This is a genomic window from Pseudomonas sp. AC016 (genome assembly GCF_979253365.1).
Genome location: NZ_CEEDCC010000001.1, coordinates 2,241,044 through 2,259,373, shown reverse-complemented (window position 1 = coordinate 2,259,373; position 18,330 = coordinate 2,241,044). Strand labels below are relative to the sequence as shown.

At 58.9% G+C, this 18,330-nt stretch carries 21 protein-coding genes; 17 read left to right on the top strand and 4 right to left on the bottom strand.

Annotation, left to right across the window (positions count from 1 at the left end; genetic code table 11):
- Positions 1-32: 32 nt before the first annotated feature.
- The 3 genes from AC0IXS_RS10090 (at position 33) to AC0IXS_RS10080 (ending at position 1,763) form a co-directional block, all read left to right on the top strand.
- A complete protein-coding gene (locus AC0IXS_RS10090; RefSeq protein ID WP_004884048.1) occupies positions 33-539 on the top strand; it encodes a TIGR00645 family protein in 507 nt (168 codons plus the stop codon).
- Positions 540-684: 145 nt separating this feature from the next.
- On the top strand, positions 685-993 hold the full coding sequence (locus tag AC0IXS_RS10085) for a DUF6482 family protein (protein ID WP_004884049.1): 309 nt from the start codon (positions 685-687) through the stop codon (positions 991-993).
- Between the two features lie 152 nt (positions 994-1,145).
- Complete coding sequence (locus tag AC0IXS_RS10080) at positions 1,146-1,763, top strand: FKBP-type peptidyl-prolyl cis-trans isomerase (protein ID WP_004884050.1); 618 nt, start codon at positions 1,146-1,148, stop codon at positions 1,761-1,763.
- A gap of 79 nt (positions 1,764-1,842) precedes the next feature.
- On the opposite strand, the gene AC0IXS_RS10075 is transcribed toward AC0IXS_RS10080, so the two are convergent.
- Both AC0IXS_RS10075 and AC0IXS_RS10070 read right to left on the bottom strand, forming a co-directional pair.
- Entirely contained in the window at positions 1,843-2,085 is a 243-nt protein-coding gene (locus AC0IXS_RS10075; protein WP_004884051.1) for a PA4570 family protein, read from the bottom strand.
- Positions 2,086-2,822: 737 nt separating this feature from the next.
- Complete coding sequence (locus AC0IXS_RS10070) at positions 2,823-3,791, bottom strand: polyprenyl synthetase family protein (RefSeq protein WP_057409610.1); 969 nt, start codon at positions 3,789-3,791, stop codon at positions 2,823-2,825.
- 240 nt (positions 3,792-4,031) lie between these two features.
- On the opposite strand from AC0IXS_RS10070, the gene rplU reads away from it, so the two are divergent.
- From rplU to AC0IXS_RS10045, 5 genes are all read left to right on the top strand, one after another.
- Entirely contained in the window at positions 4,032-4,343 is a 312-nt protein-coding gene (rplU, locus tag AC0IXS_RS10065) for a 50S ribosomal protein L21 (protein WP_002551971.1), read from the top strand.
- A 33-nt stretch (positions 4,344-4,376) separates the two neighbouring features.
- Positions 4,377-4,652 (top strand): 50S ribosomal protein L27, encoded by a 276-nt coding sequence (gene rpmA / locus AC0IXS_RS10060; protein ID WP_002551972.1) that lies wholly within the window; start codon positions 4,377-4,379, stop codon positions 4,650-4,652.
- Between the two features lie 216 nt (positions 4,653-4,868).
- Positions 4,869-6,092 carry an Obg family GTPase CgtA gene (gene cgtA / locus AC0IXS_RS10055; RefSeq protein ID WP_004884053.1) on the top strand — a complete coding sequence of 408 codons (1,224 nt, stop codon included), beginning with the start codon at positions 4,869-4,871 and terminating at the stop codon, positions 6,090-6,092.
- Between the two features lie 90 nt (positions 6,093-6,182).
- Complete coding sequence (gene proB / locus AC0IXS_RS10050; RefSeq protein ID WP_122669139.1) at positions 6,183-7,301, top strand: glutamate 5-kinase; 1,119 nt, start codon at positions 6,183-6,185, stop codon at positions 7,299-7,301.
- A 29-nt stretch (positions 7,302-7,330) separates the two neighbouring features.
- On the top strand, positions 7,331-7,801 hold the full coding sequence (locus AC0IXS_RS10045; RefSeq protein WP_122669104.1) for a CreA family protein: 471 nt from the start codon (positions 7,331-7,333) through the stop codon (positions 7,799-7,801).
- A gap of 216 nt (positions 7,802-8,017) precedes the next feature.
- Here AC0IXS_RS10045 and rpsT read toward each other — a convergent pair whose 3' ends face one another.
- The gene (gene rpsT / locus AC0IXS_RS10040) at positions 8,018-8,296 is read right to left on the bottom strand and encodes a 30S ribosomal protein S20 (RefSeq protein WP_003344603.1); all 279 of its coding nucleotides are present in this window, start codon (positions 8,294-8,296) and stop codon (positions 8,018-8,020) included.
- Between the two features lie 251 nt (positions 8,297-8,547).
- On the opposite strand from rpsT, the gene murJ reads away from it, so the two are divergent.
- The 6 genes from murJ (at position 8,548) to ispH (ending at position 15,980) form a co-directional block, all read left to right on the top strand.
- Complete coding sequence (gene murJ / locus AC0IXS_RS10035) at positions 8,548-10,086, top strand: murein biosynthesis integral membrane protein MurJ (RefSeq protein ID WP_004884056.1); 1,539 nt, start codon at positions 8,548-8,550, stop codon at positions 10,084-10,086.
- A 132-nt stretch (positions 10,087-10,218) separates the two neighbouring features.
- Positions 10,219-11,169: a bifunctional riboflavin kinase/FAD synthetase gene (ribF, locus tag AC0IXS_RS10030; protein WP_057409612.1), complete on the top strand. Its 951-nt coding sequence runs from the start codon at positions 10,219-10,221 to the stop codon at positions 11,167-11,169.
- Positions 11,166-13,997 (top strand): isoleucine--tRNA ligase, encoded by a 2,832-nt coding sequence (gene ileS, locus AC0IXS_RS10025; protein WP_471824505.1) that lies wholly within the window; start codon positions 11,166-11,168, stop codon positions 13,995-13,997. The genes ribF and ileS overlap by 4 nt, the downstream gene beginning before the upstream one ends.
- Entirely contained in the window at positions 13,990-14,505 is a 516-nt protein-coding gene (gene lspA, locus AC0IXS_RS10020) for a signal peptidase II (protein WP_004884059.1), read from the top strand. The genes ileS and lspA overlap by 8 nt, the downstream gene beginning before the upstream one ends.
- Positions 14,498-14,974, top strand: a complete 477-nt coding sequence (locus tag AC0IXS_RS10015; protein ID WP_004884060.1) for an FKBP-type peptidyl-prolyl cis-trans isomerase — start codon at positions 14,498-14,500, stop codon at positions 14,972-14,974. The genes lspA and AC0IXS_RS10015 overlap by 8 nt, the downstream gene beginning before the upstream one ends.
- A gap of 58 nt (positions 14,975-15,032) precedes the next feature.
- Positions 15,033-15,980, top strand: a complete 948-nt coding sequence (gene ispH / locus AC0IXS_RS10010; RefSeq protein ID WP_004884061.1) for a 4-hydroxy-3-methylbut-2-enyl diphosphate reductase — start codon at positions 15,033-15,035, stop codon at positions 15,978-15,980.
- A gap of 6 nt (positions 15,981-15,986) precedes the next feature.
- On the opposite strand, the gene AC0IXS_RS10005 is transcribed toward ispH, so the two are convergent.
- Positions 15,987-16,487 carry a GspH/FimT family pseudopilin gene (locus AC0IXS_RS10005; RefSeq protein ID WP_449117672.1) on the bottom strand — a complete coding sequence of 167 codons (501 nt, stop codon included), beginning with the start codon at positions 16,485-16,487 and terminating at the stop codon, positions 15,987-15,989.
- Positions 16,488-16,618: 131 nt separating this feature from the next.
- Between AC0IXS_RS10005 and AC0IXS_RS10000 the strand changes: the two genes are divergently transcribed.
- The 3 genes from AC0IXS_RS10000 to AC0IXS_RS09990 are packed head-to-tail and all read left to right on the top strand — an operon-like array spanning position 16,619 to position 18,320.
- A complete protein-coding gene (locus tag AC0IXS_RS10000) occupies positions 16,619-17,101 on the top strand; it encodes a GspH/FimT family pseudopilin (RefSeq protein WP_043305088.1) in 483 nt (160 codons plus the stop codon).
- Positions 17,101-17,619 (top strand): type IV pilus modification protein PilV, encoded by a 519-nt coding sequence (pilV, locus tag AC0IXS_RS09995; RefSeq protein WP_025995621.1) that lies wholly within the window; start codon positions 17,101-17,103, stop codon positions 17,617-17,619. Before AC0IXS_RS10000 ends, pilV begins: the two co-directional genes overlap by 1 nt.
- Positions 17,616-18,320, top strand: coding sequence for a PilW family protein (locus AC0IXS_RS09990; protein WP_057409616.1), 705 nt, complete (start codon positions 17,616-17,618; stop codon positions 18,318-18,320). Before pilV ends, AC0IXS_RS09990 begins: the two co-directional genes overlap by 4 nt.
- Positions 18,321-18,330 lie beyond the last annotated feature (10 nt).

Here is an 18,330-nt window from a genome sequence, read left to right as displayed (position 1 = left end):
CGCGTCTTTTTCCAAAACACTTGCGAGTCTCAATGGAACGTTTCTTCGAAAATGCCATGTATGCATCGCGCTGGTTGCTGGCGCCGATCTATTTCGGTTTGTCCCTTGGGTTGCTGGCGCTCTGCCTGAAGTTCTTTCAGGAAATCTTTCATGTCCTTCCCAACATCTTCAGTCTGGCCGAAGCCGATCTGATCCTGGTGCTGCTGTCGCTGATCGACATGGCGCTGGTGGGCGGCCTTTTGGTCATGGTGATGATTTCCGGCTACGAGAACTTCGTTTCGCAGCTGGATATCGATGAGGACAAGGAAAAGCTCAACTGGCTGGGCACCATGGATTCCTCGTCGCTGAAGATGAAAGTCGCAGCGTCCATCGTGGCGATTTCGTCCATCCACCTGCTGCGCGTATTCATGGACGCCACCAACATCAAGACCGAATACCTGATGTGGTACGTGATCATCCACATGACCTTCGTGATCTCGGCGTTCGCGATGGGTTATCTGGACAAGCTGACCAAACTGGACAAGATGACCAAGCAGTAACCCCACGACTGCTTCAGGCTCACATCCGCCTGCCCTGCGCTTGAAATGAGCGAAGGGCGGGCGGTTTCGTTTCTGGATTGTTGTTTCGACGTGCTGTAAAAAGTCCGTTGCGATGCTTTCAGCAAACGACGAAAGAGGTTCGATCATGAATTATCAGGAATTTACCGACCATGCCCAGGCTGGCCGGGTCAATGAGCTGAATCTGATCTCGATCGAGGGCGGCATTTACCTGCTGGAGGTGCTGATGAACGGCAGCTCCGGGATGCTCAAGGATCAGGCGGGCAAGACCCTGCACCTGCGCTCGGTCGAACACGCACGCGACCTGCTCAAGAACCTGCCAGTGGTGCCGTTCTACCTGGTCCACTGCGTGGTGCATGACGAGCTGTGCGGCATGCCGGTCAATGACCGTTCCGAGATGCGCATGCCGATCTCCTTTCACTCATCCTGGTCCTGACGCAACGTAGCGCTTCGCCGCGGTGGTAGGGCCTGTCAGGCCAATTGTGCTAGGCTGGCTGCCCTTTTGGTTCGGGGTGCCACCGAGCGGGTCATGATTGCCATGATGGTTTTCATGTCCGTCGACAGCGCGCCCCTCTGCGGAGCAGTGTCATGTCCGAAGTCAATCTGTCCACCGACGAAACACGCGTCAGCTACGGCATCGGCCGTCAGTTGGGCGACCAACTGCGCGACAACCCGCCACCGGGCGTCAACCTGGACGCCATCCTGGCGGGCCTGACCGATGCGTTCAACGGTCTGCCGAGCCGCGTTGGTCAGGAAGAAATGTCCGCCAGCTTCAAGGTCATCCGCGAAATCATGCAGGCTGAGGCCGCTGCCAAGGCCGAGAAAGCCGCAGGTGCCGGTCTGGCTTACCTGGCTGAAAACGCCAAGCGTGAAGGCGTGACCACATTGGCCTCGGGTCTGCAGTTTGAAGTCCTGACCGCTGGCACGGGTCCAAAGCCGACGCGTGAAGATCAGGTTCGTACTCACTACCACGGCACGCTGATCGATGGCACCGTGTTCGACAGCTCGTACGATCGTGGCGAGCCTGCCGAATTCCCGGTCGGCGGAGTGATCGCTGGCTGGACCGAGGCGCTGCAACTGATGAACACCGGCAGCAAATGGCGTCTGTACGTGCCGAGCGAGCTGGCTTACGGCGCTCAGGGCGTTGGCAGCATCGCACCGCACAGCGTGCTGGTGTTCGACGTGGAACTGCTGGCCGTTCTGTAACGGATCCAGGCGGTACGCAAGGTTGCTGAACGAGTCGTCTCGATCCGTTCAGCAACGGGGTTGTGCTGATGCTTCATGCTCAGTGCAACTCGCCTATCGGGCGCAACGCCCGTGCATAGCAGAACAGAAACAGATTGCGCACCAGCTCCTTGAGCACCACCGGCTCGCTGGAACTGAGGCTGTAAACATCCAGATCGCCCTGATCACGCAACTCCTCAAGCGCTTCCTCTTCCAGTACGGCACACACCTCCCCTGTTTCCCGATGAAGAATTCGCAGGTAGGGGTGTGGGCGGTCCAACCATGCATCGATCAAATAAGTCATGTTTCATCTCCTGTATCGGTTTGATGAGAATAATTCTTATTGGGATAATAGCAAGGCTCTATTGAGATTAATTCTCATTTTGTGCCGAACGGTTGATGTGGGTCAGTGAACGATGGCGATCATGCTTATGCTCTGCGCTCATCGTGCTACACAAGTCCGCAAGACGCGCAAAACGGGGGGCAAAACGAAAGTGACTGACTCCGCGTGGGAATGTCTCCCAGGACGCTCCGCGTCCGCTCTCGAATGTGGCGCAGATGCGCGCCCAAGCTCCAGCGTTATTAACGTCCTGCGCTCGGCTCACTGAATCCGCAATCTGTACCATTTGTGACGCGGAGCGTCACGGGATGCATACCCACGCGGAGCGATGGGCACGATCAGTGTTGAGTCGGACTTATGTATAACGACGAGCGCGGAGCGTGGGCACGATCGGGTACAGATGTCAGCCCTCACACTGATCGTTCCTCACGCTCCGCGTGGGAATGCCTCCCAGGACGCTCCGCGTCCGCTCTTGAATGTGGCGCAGATGCTAGCCCAGGCTCCAGCGTTATCGACGGCATGCGCCTGGCTCAATGAGTCCGCAATCTGTGCCCTTTTTGACGCGGAGCGTCACGGGATGCATGCCCACGCGGATGGGCACGATCAGTGGGGTGAGTGATGATTGCGCCCGCGCTCTGAGCAGCGATCAGTGCAACAAAAAGCCCGTCACAAGGACGGGCTTCTTTGTATTACTAATGCAATCAATGCGTACGTGCGACGGCAAATTCGCTCAGTTCGACCAGCGCATCGCGGTACTCGCTGGGCGGCAGGGCGTCCAGGCAGGCGATGGCCTTGGCGGCGTAGTCGCGGGCCAGTTGTGCGGTGTAATCCAGGGCTCCGGCGCTTTCGACGGCGTTGCGGATGCTTTCCAGATCTTCCAGGCCGCCTTTCTGAATGGCCTGACGAACCAGGGCAGCCTGCTCGGGCGTGCCTTCGCGCATGGTGTAGATCAAAGGCAGGGTAGGTTTGCCTTCGGCAAGGTCGTCGCCGACGTTCTTGCCCAGTGTCTCGGCATCGCCACGGTAGTCCAGCAGGTCATCCACCAGCTGGAAAGCCACGCCCAAGTGATCGCCAAAGGTACGCAATGCTTCGGTCTGTTCGGCAGAGGCGCTGCACAGTGCCGCAGCGCTGTGGGTCGAGGCTTCGAACAGCATGGCTGTCTTGCCGCGAATCACTTCCATGTAAGTTTCTTCAGTGGTGCTGGCGTCGCGAACCTTGGACAATTGCAGCACTTCGCCTTCGGCGATTACGCGCGTGGCCTTGGACAGGATTTTCATCACATCCATCGAGCCGAGTTCGACCATCATTTCGAAGGAGCGCGAATAAAGGAAGTCGCCGACCAGCACGCTTGGCGCATTGCCCCAGAGTGCGTTTGCCGTCGAGCGCCCACGACGCATGCCGGACATGTCGACGACGTCGTCATGCAGCAGGGTGGCGGTGTGCAGGAATTCGATGGTGGCGGCCAGCAGGCGCACATCGTCGCCTTCGCGGCCCAGTGCCTTGCCACACAGCAATACCAGCAGGGGACGCAGGCGTTTGCCGCCAGCGGACGTGATGTAGTCGCCGATTTTCGAGACCAGCGGTACGCGTGACGTCAGTTGCTTTTTGATGATAACGTCAACGGCACTAAAGTCGTCCGCCACCGCGCGGTAGAAGGCTTGGGGTTGCATCAGCGACACGTGCTCCGGAAAGGTTGCGCCGCATGCTAGGTCGCGGGGTAGAGCGTGTCAAGGTATGACGAGTGGCCCCTTGCAACCCATCATAGGCTTGCGTACAATCGCGCACCCTAACTTTCCTGGGCAGCACCTGCCTTACGCAATTGCAAACGGGCCGTTCCAGCCCCATGCAGCCATGCCAGCCGATACTCTTCTTATAAAGAGCTGGGTGAGCAGGATTTTCGGAGAAATACCATGTACGCAGTAATTGTTACCGGTGGCAAGCAGTACAAAGTCGCCCCAGGTGAATACCTGAAAATTGAAAAACTGGAAATCGCTACTGGCGAATCCGTCACTTTCGACCGCGTTCTGCTGGTTGGCAATGGCGACGACGTCAATATCGGTGCTCCAGTTGTTGCTGGCGCTACTGTCGTGGCAGAAGTGGTTTCGCAAGGTCGTCACGATAAGGTTCGTATCATCAAGTTCCGTCGTCGTAAGCACCACATGAAGCGCATGGGCCACCGCCAGTGGTACACCGAGATCAAAATCACAGGTATTCAGGCTTAATTTCAGCCTAATCCTCATTTGGAGAATTGACTCATGGCACACAAAAAAGCTGGTGGTAGTACCCGTAACGGGCGCGACTCAGAAGCCAAACGCCTTGGCGTGAAGATGTATGGCGGCCAGGCTATCATTCCGGGCAACATCATCGTGCGTCAGCGCGGCACCCAATTCCACGCTGGCTACGGCGTTGGCATGGGTAAAGATCACACCCTGTTCGCGAAAGTGGAAGGCGTGATCAAGTTTCAAGTCAAGGGCGCCTTCGGTCGCCGCTACGTGAGCATCGTTCCGAAGACTGAAGTCTCCGCAGCGTAATCACGCAGTAGCTTAAAAGCCCTGTCTTGCGACGGGGCTTTTTCGTTTGTAGAGGTAGAGAGTCAGGTGAGTCTCTTGCAAAACTGTTTGTGCGGGCTGTTGTGATGTTGACCCCTGGGGTCGCTGGTTTCTGATCGGTATCGCAACGCTCATTTTTGCAAGAGTCTTATGTAATTTATGTGGTTCTGCTCGTCCCTGTGGCGGGAGGCGTGCGTTATGAAATTTGTAGATGAAGTATCCATTCGAGTAAAAGCCGGTGACGGCGGCAACGGTTGCATGAGCTTCCGTCGTGAAAAATTCATCGAAAACGGTGGCCCCAACGGCGGCGATGGCGGTGATGGCGGTTCGGTCTACATGATGGCCGACGTCAACCTGAACACCCTGGTCGACTACCGTTACACGCGTCACTTCGATGCCGAGCGCGGCTCCAACGGCGGCAGCACCGACTGCACCGGTCGTAAAGGTGAAGAGCTGGTGCTGCGCGTGCCGGTCGGCACCACGATCATTGATGCCACCACTCAGGAAATCATCGGCGACCTGACCAAAGACGGTCAGCGCATCATGGTTGCCCAGGGCGGCTGGCACGGTCTGGGCAACACGCGTTTCAAATCCAGTACCAACCGTGCTCCGCGCCAGACCACGCCGGGCAAGCCGGGCGATCAGCGTGATCTCAAGCTGGAATTGAAAGTGTTGGCGGACGTCGGTCTGTTGGGTTTGCCGAACGCAGGCAAAAGTACCTTCATTCGCTCGGTGTCTGCCGCCAAGCCGAAAGTGGCCGACTATCCGTTCACGACCCTGGTGCCGAACCTTGGCGTGGTCAGTGTCGATCGCTGGAAGAGCTTCGTGGTTGCCGACATTCCAGGTCTGATCGAAGGTGCATCCGATGGCGCGGGCCTGGGGATTCGCTTCCTCAAGCATTTGGCGCGTACTCGTCTGTTGCTGCACCTCGTCGACATGGCGCCGCTGGATGAAACCAGTGCTGCGGATTCGGCTGAAATCATCGTCAACGAGCTGGTCAAGTTCAGCCCGTCTCTGGCCGATCGTGATCGCTGGCTGGTGCTGAACAAGTGCGACCAGTTGCTTGAAGAAGAGCATGAGGCCCGCAAGCAGGAGATCGTTGATCGCCTGGAATGGACCGGTCCGGTCTACGTGATTTCTGCCATCGCCAAAGAAGGCACCGAGCAGCTGACGCGCGACATCATGCGTTATCTCGAAGAGCGCAGCCTGCGCATCGCCGAAGAGCCTGGTTACGCCGAAGAGCTGGCCGAGCTGGATCAGCGCATCGAAGACGAGGCGCGTGCTCAGTTGCAGGCGCTGGATGATCAGCGTGCATTGCGTCGCAGTGGCGTGAAGAGCGTGCATGACATCGGTGACGATGACTGGGATGAAGAAGATGTGGACGATGAAGATGGTCCGGAAATCATTTACGTCCGTGACTGATCGCTTGAAGTAAACTTGAACGCCGCTACTTTTGTCAGCGGCGTTTTTGTATCCCGAATTTGAAAACTCTCTGGCTAAGGTTGGAAGATGATGCGCAGCAAAGTGACGGGTGCCCAGCGCTGGGTCGTGAAGATCGGCAGTGCCCTGCTGACAGCGGATGGCAAGGGTCTGGATCGCACGGCCATGAGTGTGTGGGTCGAGCAGATGGTGGCGCTGCATGAAGCAGGCGTCGAGCTGGTGCTGGTTTCCTCCGGGGCGGTAGCTGCCGGGATGAGTCGCCTGGGCTGGACTGTTCGACCCAGTGCGATGCATGAGCTGCAGGCAGCTGCCGCCATCGGTCAGATGGGCTTGGTGCAGGCGTGGGAATCCAGCTTTGCCGAGCATGATCGGCACACCGCGCAGATCCTGCTGACTCACGACGACCTGTCCGATCGCAAGCGCTACCTGAACGCTCGCAGCACGCTGCGTACTCTGGTTGAGCTGGGCGTAGTGCCGGTCATTAACGAAAACGACACCGTGGTCACTGACGAGATCCGTTTCGGTGACAACGACACGCTTGCGGCGCTGGTGGCCAATCTGGTCGAGGCTGATCTGCTGGTCATTCTTACGGATCGCGACGGCATGTTTGACGCCGATCCGCGCAACAATCCCGATGCCCAACTGATTTTCGAAGCTCGCGCGGATGATCCTGCCCTGGATGCGGTGGCAGGCGGTACAGGTGGAGCGTTGGGTCGTGGCGGAATGCAGACCAAGCTGCGCGCTGCGCGTCTGGCGGCCCGCTCGGGTGCGCACACCGTGATTGTCGGCGGTCGCATCGAGCGCGTTCTGGCGCGGCTCAAGGGTGGTGAGCGACTGGGTACGCTGCTGTCGCCGGAGCGCGGCATGCTGGCGGCGCGCAAGCAGTGGCTGGCGGGGCATTTGCAGACGCGCGGCACGCTGGTGCTGGACGACGGTGCGGTGTCTGCCTTGGCCAGAGACTACAAGAGTCTGCTGCCGGTCGGCGTCAAGCTGGTGCAGGGCAGCTTCCGGCGCGGCGAGATGGTGGTTTGCGTGGCGCCGGATGGGCGTGAGGTCGCTCGGGGGCTGAGCAACTACAGTGCTGTTGAGGCGCAGAAGATTATTGGGCAGTCGTCCGAGGCTATCGTGCGCGAGTTGGGCTACATGGCCGAGCCTGAACTGATTCACCGCGACAACCTGATTCTCGTCTGAGTCGGGTCATTAACTGTAAGGAAGGCTCGATGCGCGTCATGAAGGGTTTGTTGGCTGCTTTGCTGGTCGTGCCTGTGCTGGTCTCGGCAGAAGAGATCGGCCAGGTGTCGACGGTGTTCAAGATGGTCGGGCCGAACGACCGGATCGTAGTGGAAGCCTTCGATGATCCGAAGGTGGATGGCGTGACCTGCTACCTGTCGCGTGCCAAGACGGGCGGCATCAAGGGTGGTCTGGGATTGGCTGAGGATCGGGCGGAAGCGTCGATTGCCTGTCGTCAGGTTGGCCCGATCCACTTCAAGGAAGACCTCAAGGATGGTGATGAGGTCTTCAAGGAGCGCACATCGCTGGTGTTCAAGACCATGCAGGTGGTGCGGTTTTTCGACAAGAAGCGTAATTCGCTGGTGTATCTGGTCTACAGCGACCGCATCATCGAAGGCAGCCCGCAGAATGCCGTCACGGCTATCCCGATCCTGCCATGGTCGCCCGCGCCAGCGCCTTGATTGCGGATAGCTCAAGCTGATCGTGCCCATCGCTCTGCGCGGGCATGCATCCAGTGACGCTCTGCGTCACATTCAAGGACGGACGCGGAGCGTCCTGAGCGGCGTTACCACGCAGGCGCGTGGGAACGATCATGCCCACTTTCAGTTATCTGGTCCCGCTTTCCCGCAGGCAATAAAAAACCGACCCTGGGGTCGGTTTTTCAACAAGCGGATCGCTTAGGCTGCAGCAGCAAGGCTCAGAGCCTTGATGTGACCGTTCAGGCGACCTTTATGGCGAGCAGCTTTGTTCTTGTGGATGATGCCTTTATCGGCCATACGGTCGATAACAGGTACAGCCAGAACATAAGCAGCTTGCGCTTTTTCAGCGTCTTTTGCGTCGATGGCTTTAACTACATTCTTGATGTAGGTACGAACCATGGAACGCAGGCTGGCGTTGTGGCTGCGACGCTTCTCAGCCTGTTTTGCACGTTTTTTGGCGGAAGGTGTGTTGGCCACCGTCGAGCTCCTCGAAAGACTTTGTGAAATAGCAAACAAAATAGGCCGCGAATCATGCCGATGAGTTGAAGTCTTGTCAAGGGCAGTTAAGGTGTTCCGCTGAGTGGTCGCTGCTTTTATCCGGATGATTTATTTCCGGCGTGCGACCTGTAAACTCGCGGCCTTTGGCTTCGGGCTATTTAGCGGCGCGAAGTATCGCATAAATGGACGGCTTAATCGCCCATCCTTTGCCAAGGCATACAAGTCTTTCAATGAATCTACTCAAGTCACTCGCCGCCGTCAGCTCTATCACAATGGTTTCCCGGGTTCTGGGCTTCATCCGTGACACCATCATTGCGCGCACTTTCGGGGCCGGAATGGCGACCGACGCCTTCTTTATTGCCTTCAAACTGCCCAATCTGCTGCGGCGGATTTTCGCCGAGGGGGCGTTTTCCCAGGCATTCGTGCCGATTCTTGCCGAATACAAGAGCCAGCAGGGTGAAGAGGCGACCCGCACGTTCGTGGCTTACGTCACAGGGCTGCTGACGCTCGCTCTGGCACTGGTGACTCTTCTGGGCGTGATCTTCGCGCCCTGGGTGATCTGGGCCACAGCGCCGGGCTTTGTCGATACACCTGAAAAGTTTGCGCTGACCTCGGATCTGCTGCGGGTGACATTTCCTTATATATTGCTGATCTCGCTGTCTTCGCTGGCGGGCGCGATCCTCAATACCTGGAACCGCTTTTCCGTACCGGCCTTCGTGCCGACCCTGCTCAATGTCAGCATGATCTTTTTTGCGCTGTTCCTGACCCCGTATTTCGATCCGCCGGTCATGGCGCTGGGATGGGCGGTGCTGGCAGGCGGTCTTCTGCAGCTGCTTTATCAGCTGCCGCACCTGAAAAAAATCGGCATGCTGGTGCTGCCGCGCCTGAATCTGCGTGACTCAGGCGTCTGGCGTGTGATGAAGCAGATGCTTCCTGCCATCCTTGGCGTCTCGGTCAGTCAGATTTCTCTGATCATCAACACGATATTTGCCTCGTTCCTCGTCGCCGGGTCGGTGTCGTGGATGTACTATGCCGACCGCCTCATGGAACTGCCGTCCGGAGTGCTGGGTGTTGCGCTGGGTACGATTCTGCTGCCGATCCTGTCGAAAACCTACGCCCAGCGGGACCGTCAGGAGTATTCGCGCATTCTCGACTGGGGCTTGCGCCTGTGCTTCGTACTGGTGTTGCCGTGCACCCTGGCGCTGGGTCTGCTGGCTGAACCGCTGACCGTTTCTCTGTTTCAATACGGCAAGTTCGATGCGCTGGACGCCGCGATGACCCAGCGGGCGCTGGTCGCTTATTCGGTCGGCCTGCTGGGGATCATCCTGATCAAGGTGCTGGCTCCGGGCTTTTACGCGCAGCAGAATATTCGCACCCCGGTGAAAATCGCGATCTTCACCCTCATAGTGACTCAGTTGCTCAACCTGGCCTTCATTGTGCCGTTGCAGCATGCGGGGCTGGCGCTGGCGATCAGTGTCGGGGCGTGTATCAATGCCGGCCTGTTGTTCTGGCAACTACGCAAACAGGCGCTGTTTCAGCCGCAGCCGGGCTGGACGAAGTTTCTGTTCAAGCTGGTGATTGCGGTGGCGGCCATGTCGGGCGTTCTGCTGGGGATGATGCATTTCATGCCCGCGTGGGATGAAGGACACATGCTGGAGCGTTTTCTGCGCCTTGGCGCGCTGGTGGCAGCCGGTGTGGTGACGTATTTTGCAATGCTTCTGTTGCTGGGTTTCCGGCTTCGGGATTTCGCCCGCAAAGCCATCATGTAAGCAATATTTCAAAGGTGAGCGGTCGTGTTTGCGTGTCATGCGCCGACCGCTTTGATCGGGTCCCGGCGTGTTGCCTGTCGTCCGGGGCCGTGTGTGGTTATAATCGGCCACTTTATGAGCAAGAAGTGCGTTATGCAGCTGGTTAGAGGTCTTCACAACCTGCGTCCCCAGCATCGGGGCTGCGTCGCCACGATTGGCAATTTCGACGGTGTTCACCGGGGCCACCAGGCTATTCTGGCGCGTCTGCGTGAGCGGGCTGTCGAGTTGGGTGTGCCCAGCTGCGTGGTCATCTTTGAACCCCAGCCGCGCGAGTTTTTTGCGCCAGAGACTGCTCCGGCACGACTGGCACGTCTGCGCGACAAGCTCGAACTGTTGAGCGCTGAAGGTGTGGACCGGGTGCTGTGCCTGTCCTTCAATCAGCGCCTGAGGAAACTCAGTGCGGCCAGCTTCGTCGAAACCGTGCTGATCGACGGGCTGGGCATTCAGCACCTTGAAGTGGGCGATGATTTTCGTTTTGGCTGCGACCGGCTCGGGGATTTCGGCTTCCTGCAGCAGGCCGGAACGACTTACGGATTTACGGTGGAAGCGGCGCAGACCGTTGAAATCGATGGCCTTCGCGTCAGCAGTACCAAGGTGCGTAAAGCCCTGGCTGCCGCGGATTTTGCCCTGGCCGAACGTATGCTCGGCCGCCCGTTCCAGATCACCGGACGGGTCTTGCATGGCCAGAAGCTGGCGCGTCAGTTGGGTACGCCCACCGCCAACGTGCAACTCAAGCGTCGTCGTGTGCCGTTGAGCGGGGTTTACCTGGTCAGCGTGGACATCGATGGCAAGGCTTGGGCGGGTGTCGCCAACATCGGCGTGCGTCCTACCGTGGCGGGTGATGGCAGTGCCCACCTTGAAGTGCATCTTCTGGATTTTGCCGGCGACCTTTACGACCGGCGTTTGACGGTGGCTTTCCACCACAAGCTGCGTGATGAGCAGCGTTTTGCCTCTCTGGAGGCGCTCAAGACGGCGATCAATGCGGACGTCGCCGCCGCCCGTGCCCATTGGCATGGTCAACCGCTAACCAAGAGCCTGAAATGACCGACTATAAAGCCACGCTAAACCTTCCGGACACCGCCTTCCCTATGAAGGCCGGCCTGCCCCAGCGCGAGCCGCAAACTCTGCAGCGCTGGGACAGCATTGGCCTGTACCAGAAGCTGCGCGAAATTGGCAAGGATCGTCCGAAGTTCGTCCTGCACGACGGCCCTCCGTACGCCAACGGCAATATTCACATCGGTCATGCCGTCAACAAGATTCTCAAGGACATGATCCTGCGTTCCAAGACCCTGGCGGGCTTCGATGCCCCGTATGTGCCGGGTTGGGACTGTCATGGCCTGCCGATCGAGCACAAGGTCGAAGTGACCCACGGCAAGAACCTGTCCGCGGACAAGACCCGCGAGCTGTGCCGTGCCTACGCTGCCGAGCAGATCGAAGGCCAGAAATCCGAGTTCATCCGTCTGGGTGTGCTGGGTGACTGGAGCAATCCGTACCTGACCATGAATTTCGCCAACGAAGCCGGGGAAATCCGCGCGCTGGCCGAAATGGTCAAGGGCGGTTTCGTCTTCAAGGGCCTGAAACCGGTCAACTGGTGTTTCGATTGTGGTTCGGCTCTGGCTGAAGCTGAAGTCGAATATCAGGACAAGAAGTCCTCGACCATCGACGTCGCGTTTCCGATTGCCGACGAAGCAAAACTGGCCGCTGCATTCGGCCTTGCTTCGCTGGACAAGCCAGCTTCCATCGTCATCTGGACCACCACCCCGTGGACCATCCCGGCCAACCAGGCGCTGAACGTCCATCCCGAGTTCAATTACGCGCTGGTCGACGTTGGCGACAGACTGCTGGTACTGGCTGAAGAGCTGGTCGAGTCCTGCCTGTCCCGCTACAAGCTGGAAGGCTCTGTCATCGCGACAACCACTGGCCAGTCGCTGGAACTGATCAACTTCCGTCATCCGTTCTACGACCGCCTGTCGCCCGTCTATCTGGCCGACTACGTCGAGCTGAGTGCCGGCACCGGTATCGTTCACTGCTCGCCCGCTTATGGCGTGGACGACTTCAACATCTGCAAGACCTACGGCGTCAGCAACGACGACATCATCAGCCCGGTGCAGAGCAACGGCGTGTACGTCGAATCGCTGGAGTTCTTCGGTGGCCAGTTCATCTTCAAGGCCAACCAGAACATCATCGACAAGCTGGCCGAAGTCGGCAGCCTGATGGACACCGAAACCATCAGCCACAGCTACATGCACTGCTGGCGTCACAAGTCGCCGCTGATCTACCGCGCTACTGCGCAGTGGTTCGTCGGCATGGACAAGCAGCCCGCCACTGGCGACACGCTGCGTGAGCGTGCGGTCAAGGCCATCGAAGACACTCAGTTCGTTCCGGCCTGGGGTCAGGCGCGTCTGCACTCGATGATCGCCAACCGTCCCGACTGGTGCATCTCGCGTCAGCGCAACTGGGGCGTGCCGATTCCGTTCTTCCTGCACAAGGAAAGCGGCGAACTGCACCCACGCACCGTCGAACTGATGGAAGAAGTGGCGCAGCGCGTCGAGAAAGAAGGTATCGAGGCCTGGTTCAAGCTGGACGCCAGCGAACTGCTGGGTGACGAGGCGGCCAAGTACGACAAGATATCCGACACCCTGGACGTCTGGTTCGACTCTGGCACCACGCATTGGCACGTCCTGCGCGGTTCGCATCCGATGGGCCACGAAAGCGGTCCGCGTGCCGACCTGTACCTGGAAGGCTCCGACCAGCACCGCGGCTGGTTCCACTCGTCGCTGCTGACCGGTTGCGCCATCGACAACCATGCGCCGTATCGCGAGCTGCTGACCCACGGGTTCGTGGTCGACGAGAACGGCCGCAAGATGTCCAAGTCGCTGAACAACGTGGTTGCGCCGCAGAAGGTCAACGATTCCCTGGGCGCCGACATCATGCGTCTGTGGGTCTCGGCAACTGACTATTCCGGCGAAATGGCGGTATCCGACCAGATCCTGCAGCGCAGCGCCGATGCCTATCGTCGTATTCGCAACACGGCCCGCTTCCTGCTCTCCAACCTGTCCGGCTTCAACCCGGCAACAGACTTGCTGCCAGCCGATGAAATGCTTGCACTGGACCGGTGGGCGGTGGATCGCACCTTGCTGCTGCAGCGTGAGCTGCAGGAGAACTACAGCGAATACCGTTTCTGGAACGTGTACTCCAAGGTCCACAACTTCTGCGTGCAGGAGCTGGGTGGGTTCTACCTGGACATCATCAAGGATCGCCAGTACACCACGGCTGCCAACAGCACGGCACGTCGCTCTTGCCAGACCGCGCTGTTCCACATCTCCGAAGCGCTGGTTCGCTGGATCGCGCCGATCCTGGCGTTCACCGCCGACGAGCTGTGGCAGTTCCTGCCGGGCGAGCGCAACGAATCCGTGATGCTCAACACCTGGTACGAAGGCCTGACCGAAATGCCAGCCGACTTCGAAATGGACCGCGCCTACTGGGAGCGGATCATGGCGGTGAAGACCTCGGTCAACAAGGAAATGGAAAACCTGCGCGCGGCCAAGGCCATTGGCGGAAACCTGCAGGCTGAAGTGACCCTGTATGCCGAAGACTCGCTGGTCGCGGATCTGTCGAAGCTGAGCAACGAACTGCGTTTCGTGCTGATCACCTCCACCGCCAGCGTCGCGCCTCTGGCAGCGGCTCCGGCCGATGCAGTGGTGACCGAACTCGCCGGTCTGAAGCTGAAAGTCGTCAAGTCCGGTCACGCCAAGTGCGCCCGTTGCTGGCATCACCGTGAGGATGTGGGTGTAAACCCTGAGCATCCGGAAATCTGCGGTCGCTGCGTGGACAACATCAGTGGTGCAGGTGAGGTGCGTCACTATGCGTGATTCCGCTCCGGGTCGTTTCGGCCGTCTGAGCTGGTTGTGGTTGAGCGTGCTGGTGCTGGTTATTGACCAGGCCAGCAAGTTCTACTTCGAAAACCGTCTGGACCTGTACGAACAGATCGTGGTGATTCCCGACTACTTCAGCTGGATGCTGGCGTACAACACAGGTGCAGCCTTCAGCTTTCTGGCTGACGGTGCCGGCTGGCAGCGCTGGTTGTTCGCCCTGATCGCCGTTGTGGTCAGCGCGGTGCTGGTGGTCTGGCTCAAGCGTCTGGGGCGCGACGACACCTGGCTGGCCATCGCGCTGGCACTGGTGTTGGGCGGCGCGCTGGGCAACCTGTATGACCGCATCGTGCTGGGCCACGTGATCGACTTCATTCTGGTCCACTGGCAGAACCGTTGGCACTTCCCGGCCTTCAACGTGGCCGACAGCGGTATCACCGTTGGCGCAATCATGCTGGCGCTGGATATGTTCAAGAGCAAGAAAACCGGAGAGCCTGCCCATGACTGAACAGTCTTCGACCCAAGGCTCGTCCGACGAGCTGCGCATCGGTCAGAACACGCAGGTCACGCTGCATTTTGCCCTGCGTCTGGAAAACGGCGACACCGTCGACAGCACCTTCGAAAAGGCTCCGGCCACGTTCAAGGTCGGTGACGGCAACCTGCTGCCGGGCTTTGAAGCCGCCATTTTCGGCTTCAAGGCAGGCGACCGGAAGACCGTGCAGATCCTGCCGGAAAACGCCTTTGGTCAGCCCAACCCACAAAACGTGCAGATCATGCCACGCTCGCAGTTCGCGGGTATGGAACTGTCCGAAGGGTTGCTGGTGATCTTCAATGATGCAGCCAACACCGAGTTGCCCGGCGTGGTGAAGGTATTCGATGACGAACAGGTCACTATCGACTTCAATCACCCGCTGGCAGGCAAGACGCTAAGCTTCGAAGTGCAGATCTTCGAAGTGAAAGCGATTCTGGCGTCCTGATCCCGATATCGAGCCCGGCTTCGGCCGGGCTGCTTCGCACGTAACCATGAGGCACAGCATGCAAATCAAACTCGCCAACCCCCGCGGCTTTTGTGCCGGTGTGGACCGCGCGATCGAAATCGTCAATCGCGCTCTGGAAGTGTTTGGTCCGCCGATCTATGTGCGCCATGAAGTGGTTCATAACAAATTCGTCGTCGAAGACCTGCGCTCCCGTGGTGCGATCTTCGTCGAAGAGCTGGAGCAGGTGCCGGACGACGTCATCGTCATCTTCAGTGCCCACGGTGTTTCCCAGGCTGTGCGTACCGAGGCGGCCGGTCGTGGCTTGAAAGTGTTCGACGCGACTTGCCCGCTGGTCACCAAGGTCCACATCGAAGTCGCCCGTTACAGCCGTGATGGTCGTGAATGCATCCTGATCGGTCACGAAGGCCATCCGGAAGTCGAAGGCACCATGGGCCAGTACGATGCCGCCAATGGCGGTGCAATCTATCTGGTCGAGGATGAAGCCGACGTTGCAAGCCTGCAGGTACGCAACCCGGACTCGCTGGCGTTCGTGACCCAGACCACGTTGTCGATGGATGACACCAGTCGCGTCATCGATGCATTGCGCCAGAAATTCCCGGCCATCGGCGGCCCGCGCAAGGACGATATCTGCTACGCCACGCAAAACCGTCAGGATGCGGTCAAACAACTGGCCGACGAGTGCGACGTGGTATTGGTGGTGGGCAGCCCGAACAGCTCCAATTCAAACCGCCTGCGTGAACTGGCCGAGCGGATGTCGACACCTGCGTATCTCATCGATGGCGCCGAAGACATGCAGCGCAGCTGGTTCGATGGCGTTGAGCGCATCGGTATCACCGCAGGTGCTTCGGCGCCGGAGGTGCTGGTGCGCGGCGTGATTCAGCAACTGCAGGCCTGGGGTGCAACCGGTGCCGATGAGCTGGCCGGTCGCGAAGAGAACATTACGTTCTCCATGCCCAAGGAATTGCGGGTCAAGTCGCTGCTCTGATTTCGCTCAACTGCACAGTGGCGCATCAGCCTTCTTATCGTCGATCCTGACCCGCCCGGTCCTGGCCACTATCACGCGATAGTGGCTCACCGGCTGGTCTTTGACGCACACATGTATCGTCCCGTTGGCCGAGTTACGCAGGCCGCCTAGCCCGGTGAATGTCAGATGTTCAGCCACTTTCCTGTTGCCGACGATTCGGGTGTCGGGCGACCTCGCGCGCTCCATGAGCAACACGTCCTGATCGTCGGGGCCTTTGCCATCCGTATCGAGAATGATCCGCCAGCCGTTGCTCCAGTCCCCGTCTATCGCATGGATCGTCGTCCACTGATTGCGCGAGATGGCAGCGACTCGTGCCGACCGTATTCCGCTGGCCAGCTCCTGGGCTGCGACGAGTCTGCGGTTGCTGTCGATCACATCGGTAAGGGAGGGCATTGCGACATTGGCAAGAATGGCAACCAGTGCCACGACCACCAGCAGTTCGATCAGCGTGAATCCTGTCTGCTTCATCTGTTTTCCTTCCCTGGAAAGACCGTTTCAAACGCGTCCGGGCGCTCGTCATCGCAAAACAACCGTACGTCCCGCTATAGATTTTCCGACGGCATTGCTGCCTTATAGTCGTAACGTCTAGGAGACACTCAATGCGTCATATAGCCAAGGGATTCAGCCTCATCGAATTGTTAGTCACTGTGTCCCTGGTGGGCATCCTGGCAGCTATCGCGATCCCGAATTTCACCAGCACCCTCCAGAGCAACAAGGCCGATACCGAACTCAATGATTTGCAGCGGGCCCTCAACTATGCGCGGCTCGAGGCGATAAACAGAGGAGTGAGTGTGCGAATCGCTCCAACCACCGGGACTGCATGGAATACCGAGTTGCAGGTGTATCGAGTCGCCGATGCGGGCACGGTCGCGTCCGACTCGACCAGGGTCTTGCGCAAGGTGGCGGCCATGAGCAGCGGCGGTACGCTGGTGGCAGCCAACGTGAATGCAATCGACTTCAATAACCTGGGCGGGCTCATCGCGCCTGCTACGGCGGTGGCAATGACTTACACCCGAGGCTCCGTCACCAAAACCCTGAATATTTGCCTGACCGGCCGGATCGTCCTCGGTGGAAGCTGCTGATGCCCAATAAACCCCGACATCGCCAGAGCGGCATGACCCTGATCGAAGTGCTGGTTTCGGTGTTGATCCTTGCCATCGGCCTGCTGGGCGCGGCGGCAATCCAGCTGAACGCCCTGAAATACACGGACAGCGCGGCGATGACCAGTCAGGCCAGCTTTATCGCTTACGACATGATGGATCGCATCCGGGCCAATGTGGACGGCAATTCAGCCAGTACTGGCGGACAAAACGTCCTGGCAACCTATGGCCTCAACAGTCTGTCGGCTGCACCGGCTGCCAATATCAACGTCGCTCGGGATCAGGATCTGTTCGATTTCAAAACCAACATCAACAATTTTGCAGGCGCTACCGGAACAGGGGTGATCAACGTTGCCAATGCGCCGGAAGTGACGATCACCATCACCTGGGACGACACGCGTGCCGCGAGCGCCAATACCGTGGCGAACACGGGGACTGCACCCGTCAGCCCGACGACCCGAACGTTTACACTGACTTCACGTATCGGGGTGAATCCATGAGAAGGCTGTCCAGAGGCTTTGGCCTGGTCGAAATCATGGTCGCTCTGGTGCTCGGGCTGGTGGTCAGCCTGGGGATCGTCCAGATATTTACCGCATCCAGAGCCACGTACCAGAGCCAGAATGCGGCGGCCCGCATGCAGGAAGATGCGCGTTTTGTGTTGAGCAAGATGATTCAGGAAATCCGCATGACTGGCATGTATGGTTGCCTGAGTTTCTCCAACGTGACGCCTGTGGCACCTGCCATTGCCCTGCCTGTTGCGCTCGATAACGCCATTCTCTGGGACAACGCGAACGCGAAGCTCACGCTGGTGACCGCTGACGTGGGGAGCACGGGTAGCACGCCGACCTGGACCATCATCTCAGACTGCAGAACCACGACGCAGCTGTACAACGGCGCAAGAGCACCCGCGGCCGGGCAGACGGCCTTTCCATTGCGGCAACTGGTTTACAGCCTTTCCGGGACCGATCTGAGCATCAGATTCGGCGAGACGGCTGATCCGCAACCGCTCTTGCAGAATGTCGCCAGTTTTTCTGTTTCCTTTGGCATGGTCGGTAATCCCATGTCCTACAAAACGGCGATCACCCCTGGCAACGCTGGTGACATCCGCAGTGTGCGCATCAGTCTCACGCTGCGTGACCCAGACAACCGGGTCGAAGACCAGCAGTACAGCGTTGTCGCCTACTTGCGTAACCGCTTTTGAACAGGCCCAG

Bases quoted from the DNA above. Each gene is read 5' to 3' on its own strand.
- rplU (WP_002551971.1), top strand. From the start codon at position 4,032: ATGTACGCAGTAATTGTTACCGGTGGCAAGCAGTACAAAGTCGCCCCA.
- rpmA (WP_002551972.1), top strand. From the start codon at position 4,377: ATGGCACACAAAAAAGCTGGTGGTAGTACCCGTAACGGGCGCGACTCA.
- AC0IXS_RS10000 (WP_043305088.1), top strand. From the start codon at position 16,619: ATGCGTCATATAGCCAAGGGATTCAGCCTCATCGAATTGTTAGTCACT.
- AC0IXS_RS10070 (WP_057409610.1), bottom strand. From the start codon at position 3,791: ATGCAACCCCAAGCCTTCTACCGCGCGGTGGCGGACGACTTTAGTGCC.
- AC0IXS_RS10090 (WP_004884048.1), top strand. From the start codon at position 33: ATGGAACGTTTCTTCGAAAATGCCATGTATGCATCGCGCTGGTTGCTG.
- pilV (WP_025995621.1), top strand. From the start codon at position 17,101: ATGCCCAATAAACCCCGACATCGCCAGAGCGGCATGACCCTGATCGAA.
- AC0IXS_RS10080 (WP_004884050.1), top strand. From the start codon at position 1,146: ATGTCCGAAGTCAATCTGTCCACCGACGAAACACGCGTCAGCTACGGC.
- AC0IXS_RS10015 (WP_004884060.1), top strand. From the start codon at position 14,498: ATGACTGAACAGTCTTCGACCCAAGGCTCGTCCGACGAGCTGCGCATC.
- AC0IXS_RS09990 (WP_057409616.1), top strand. From the start codon at position 17,616: ATGAGAAGGCTGTCCAGAGGCTTTGGCCTGGTCGAAATCATGGTCGCT.
- ribF (WP_057409612.1), top strand. From the start codon at position 10,219: ATGCAGCTGGTTAGAGGTCTTCACAACCTGCGTCCCCAGCATCGGGGC.
- AC0IXS_RS10005 (WP_449117672.1), bottom strand. From the start codon at position 16,487: ATGAAGCAGACAGGATTCACGCTGATCGAACTGCTGGTGGTCGTGGCA.
- AC0IXS_RS10085 (WP_004884049.1), top strand. From the start codon at position 685: ATGAATTATCAGGAATTTACCGACCATGCCCAGGCTGGCCGGGTCAAT.
- proB (WP_122669139.1), top strand. From the start codon at position 6,183: ATGCGCAGCAAAGTGACGGGTGCCCAGCGCTGGGTCGTGAAGATCGGC.
- AC0IXS_RS10045 (WP_122669104.1), top strand. From the start codon at position 7,331: ATGCGCGTCATGAAGGGTTTGTTGGCTGCTTTGCTGGTCGTGCCTGTG.
- murJ (WP_004884056.1), top strand. From the start codon at position 8,548: ATGAATCTACTCAAGTCACTCGCCGCCGTCAGCTCTATCACAATGGTT.
- ileS (WP_471824505.1), top strand. From the start codon at position 11,166: ATGACCGACTATAAAGCCACGCTAAACCTTCCGGACACCGCCTTCCCT.
- AC0IXS_RS10075 (WP_004884051.1), bottom strand. From the start codon at position 2,085: ATGACTTATTTGATCGATGCATGGTTGGACCGCCCACACCCCTACCTG.
- cgtA (WP_004884053.1), top strand. From the start codon at position 4,869: ATGAAATTTGTAGATGAAGTATCCATTCGAGTAAAAGCCGGTGACGGC.
- lspA (WP_004884059.1), top strand. From the start codon at position 13,990: ATGCGTGATTCCGCTCCGGGTCGTTTCGGCCGTCTGAGCTGGTTGTGG.
- ispH (WP_004884061.1), top strand. From the start codon at position 15,033: ATGCAAATCAAACTCGCCAACCCCCGCGGCTTTTGTGCCGGTGTGGAC.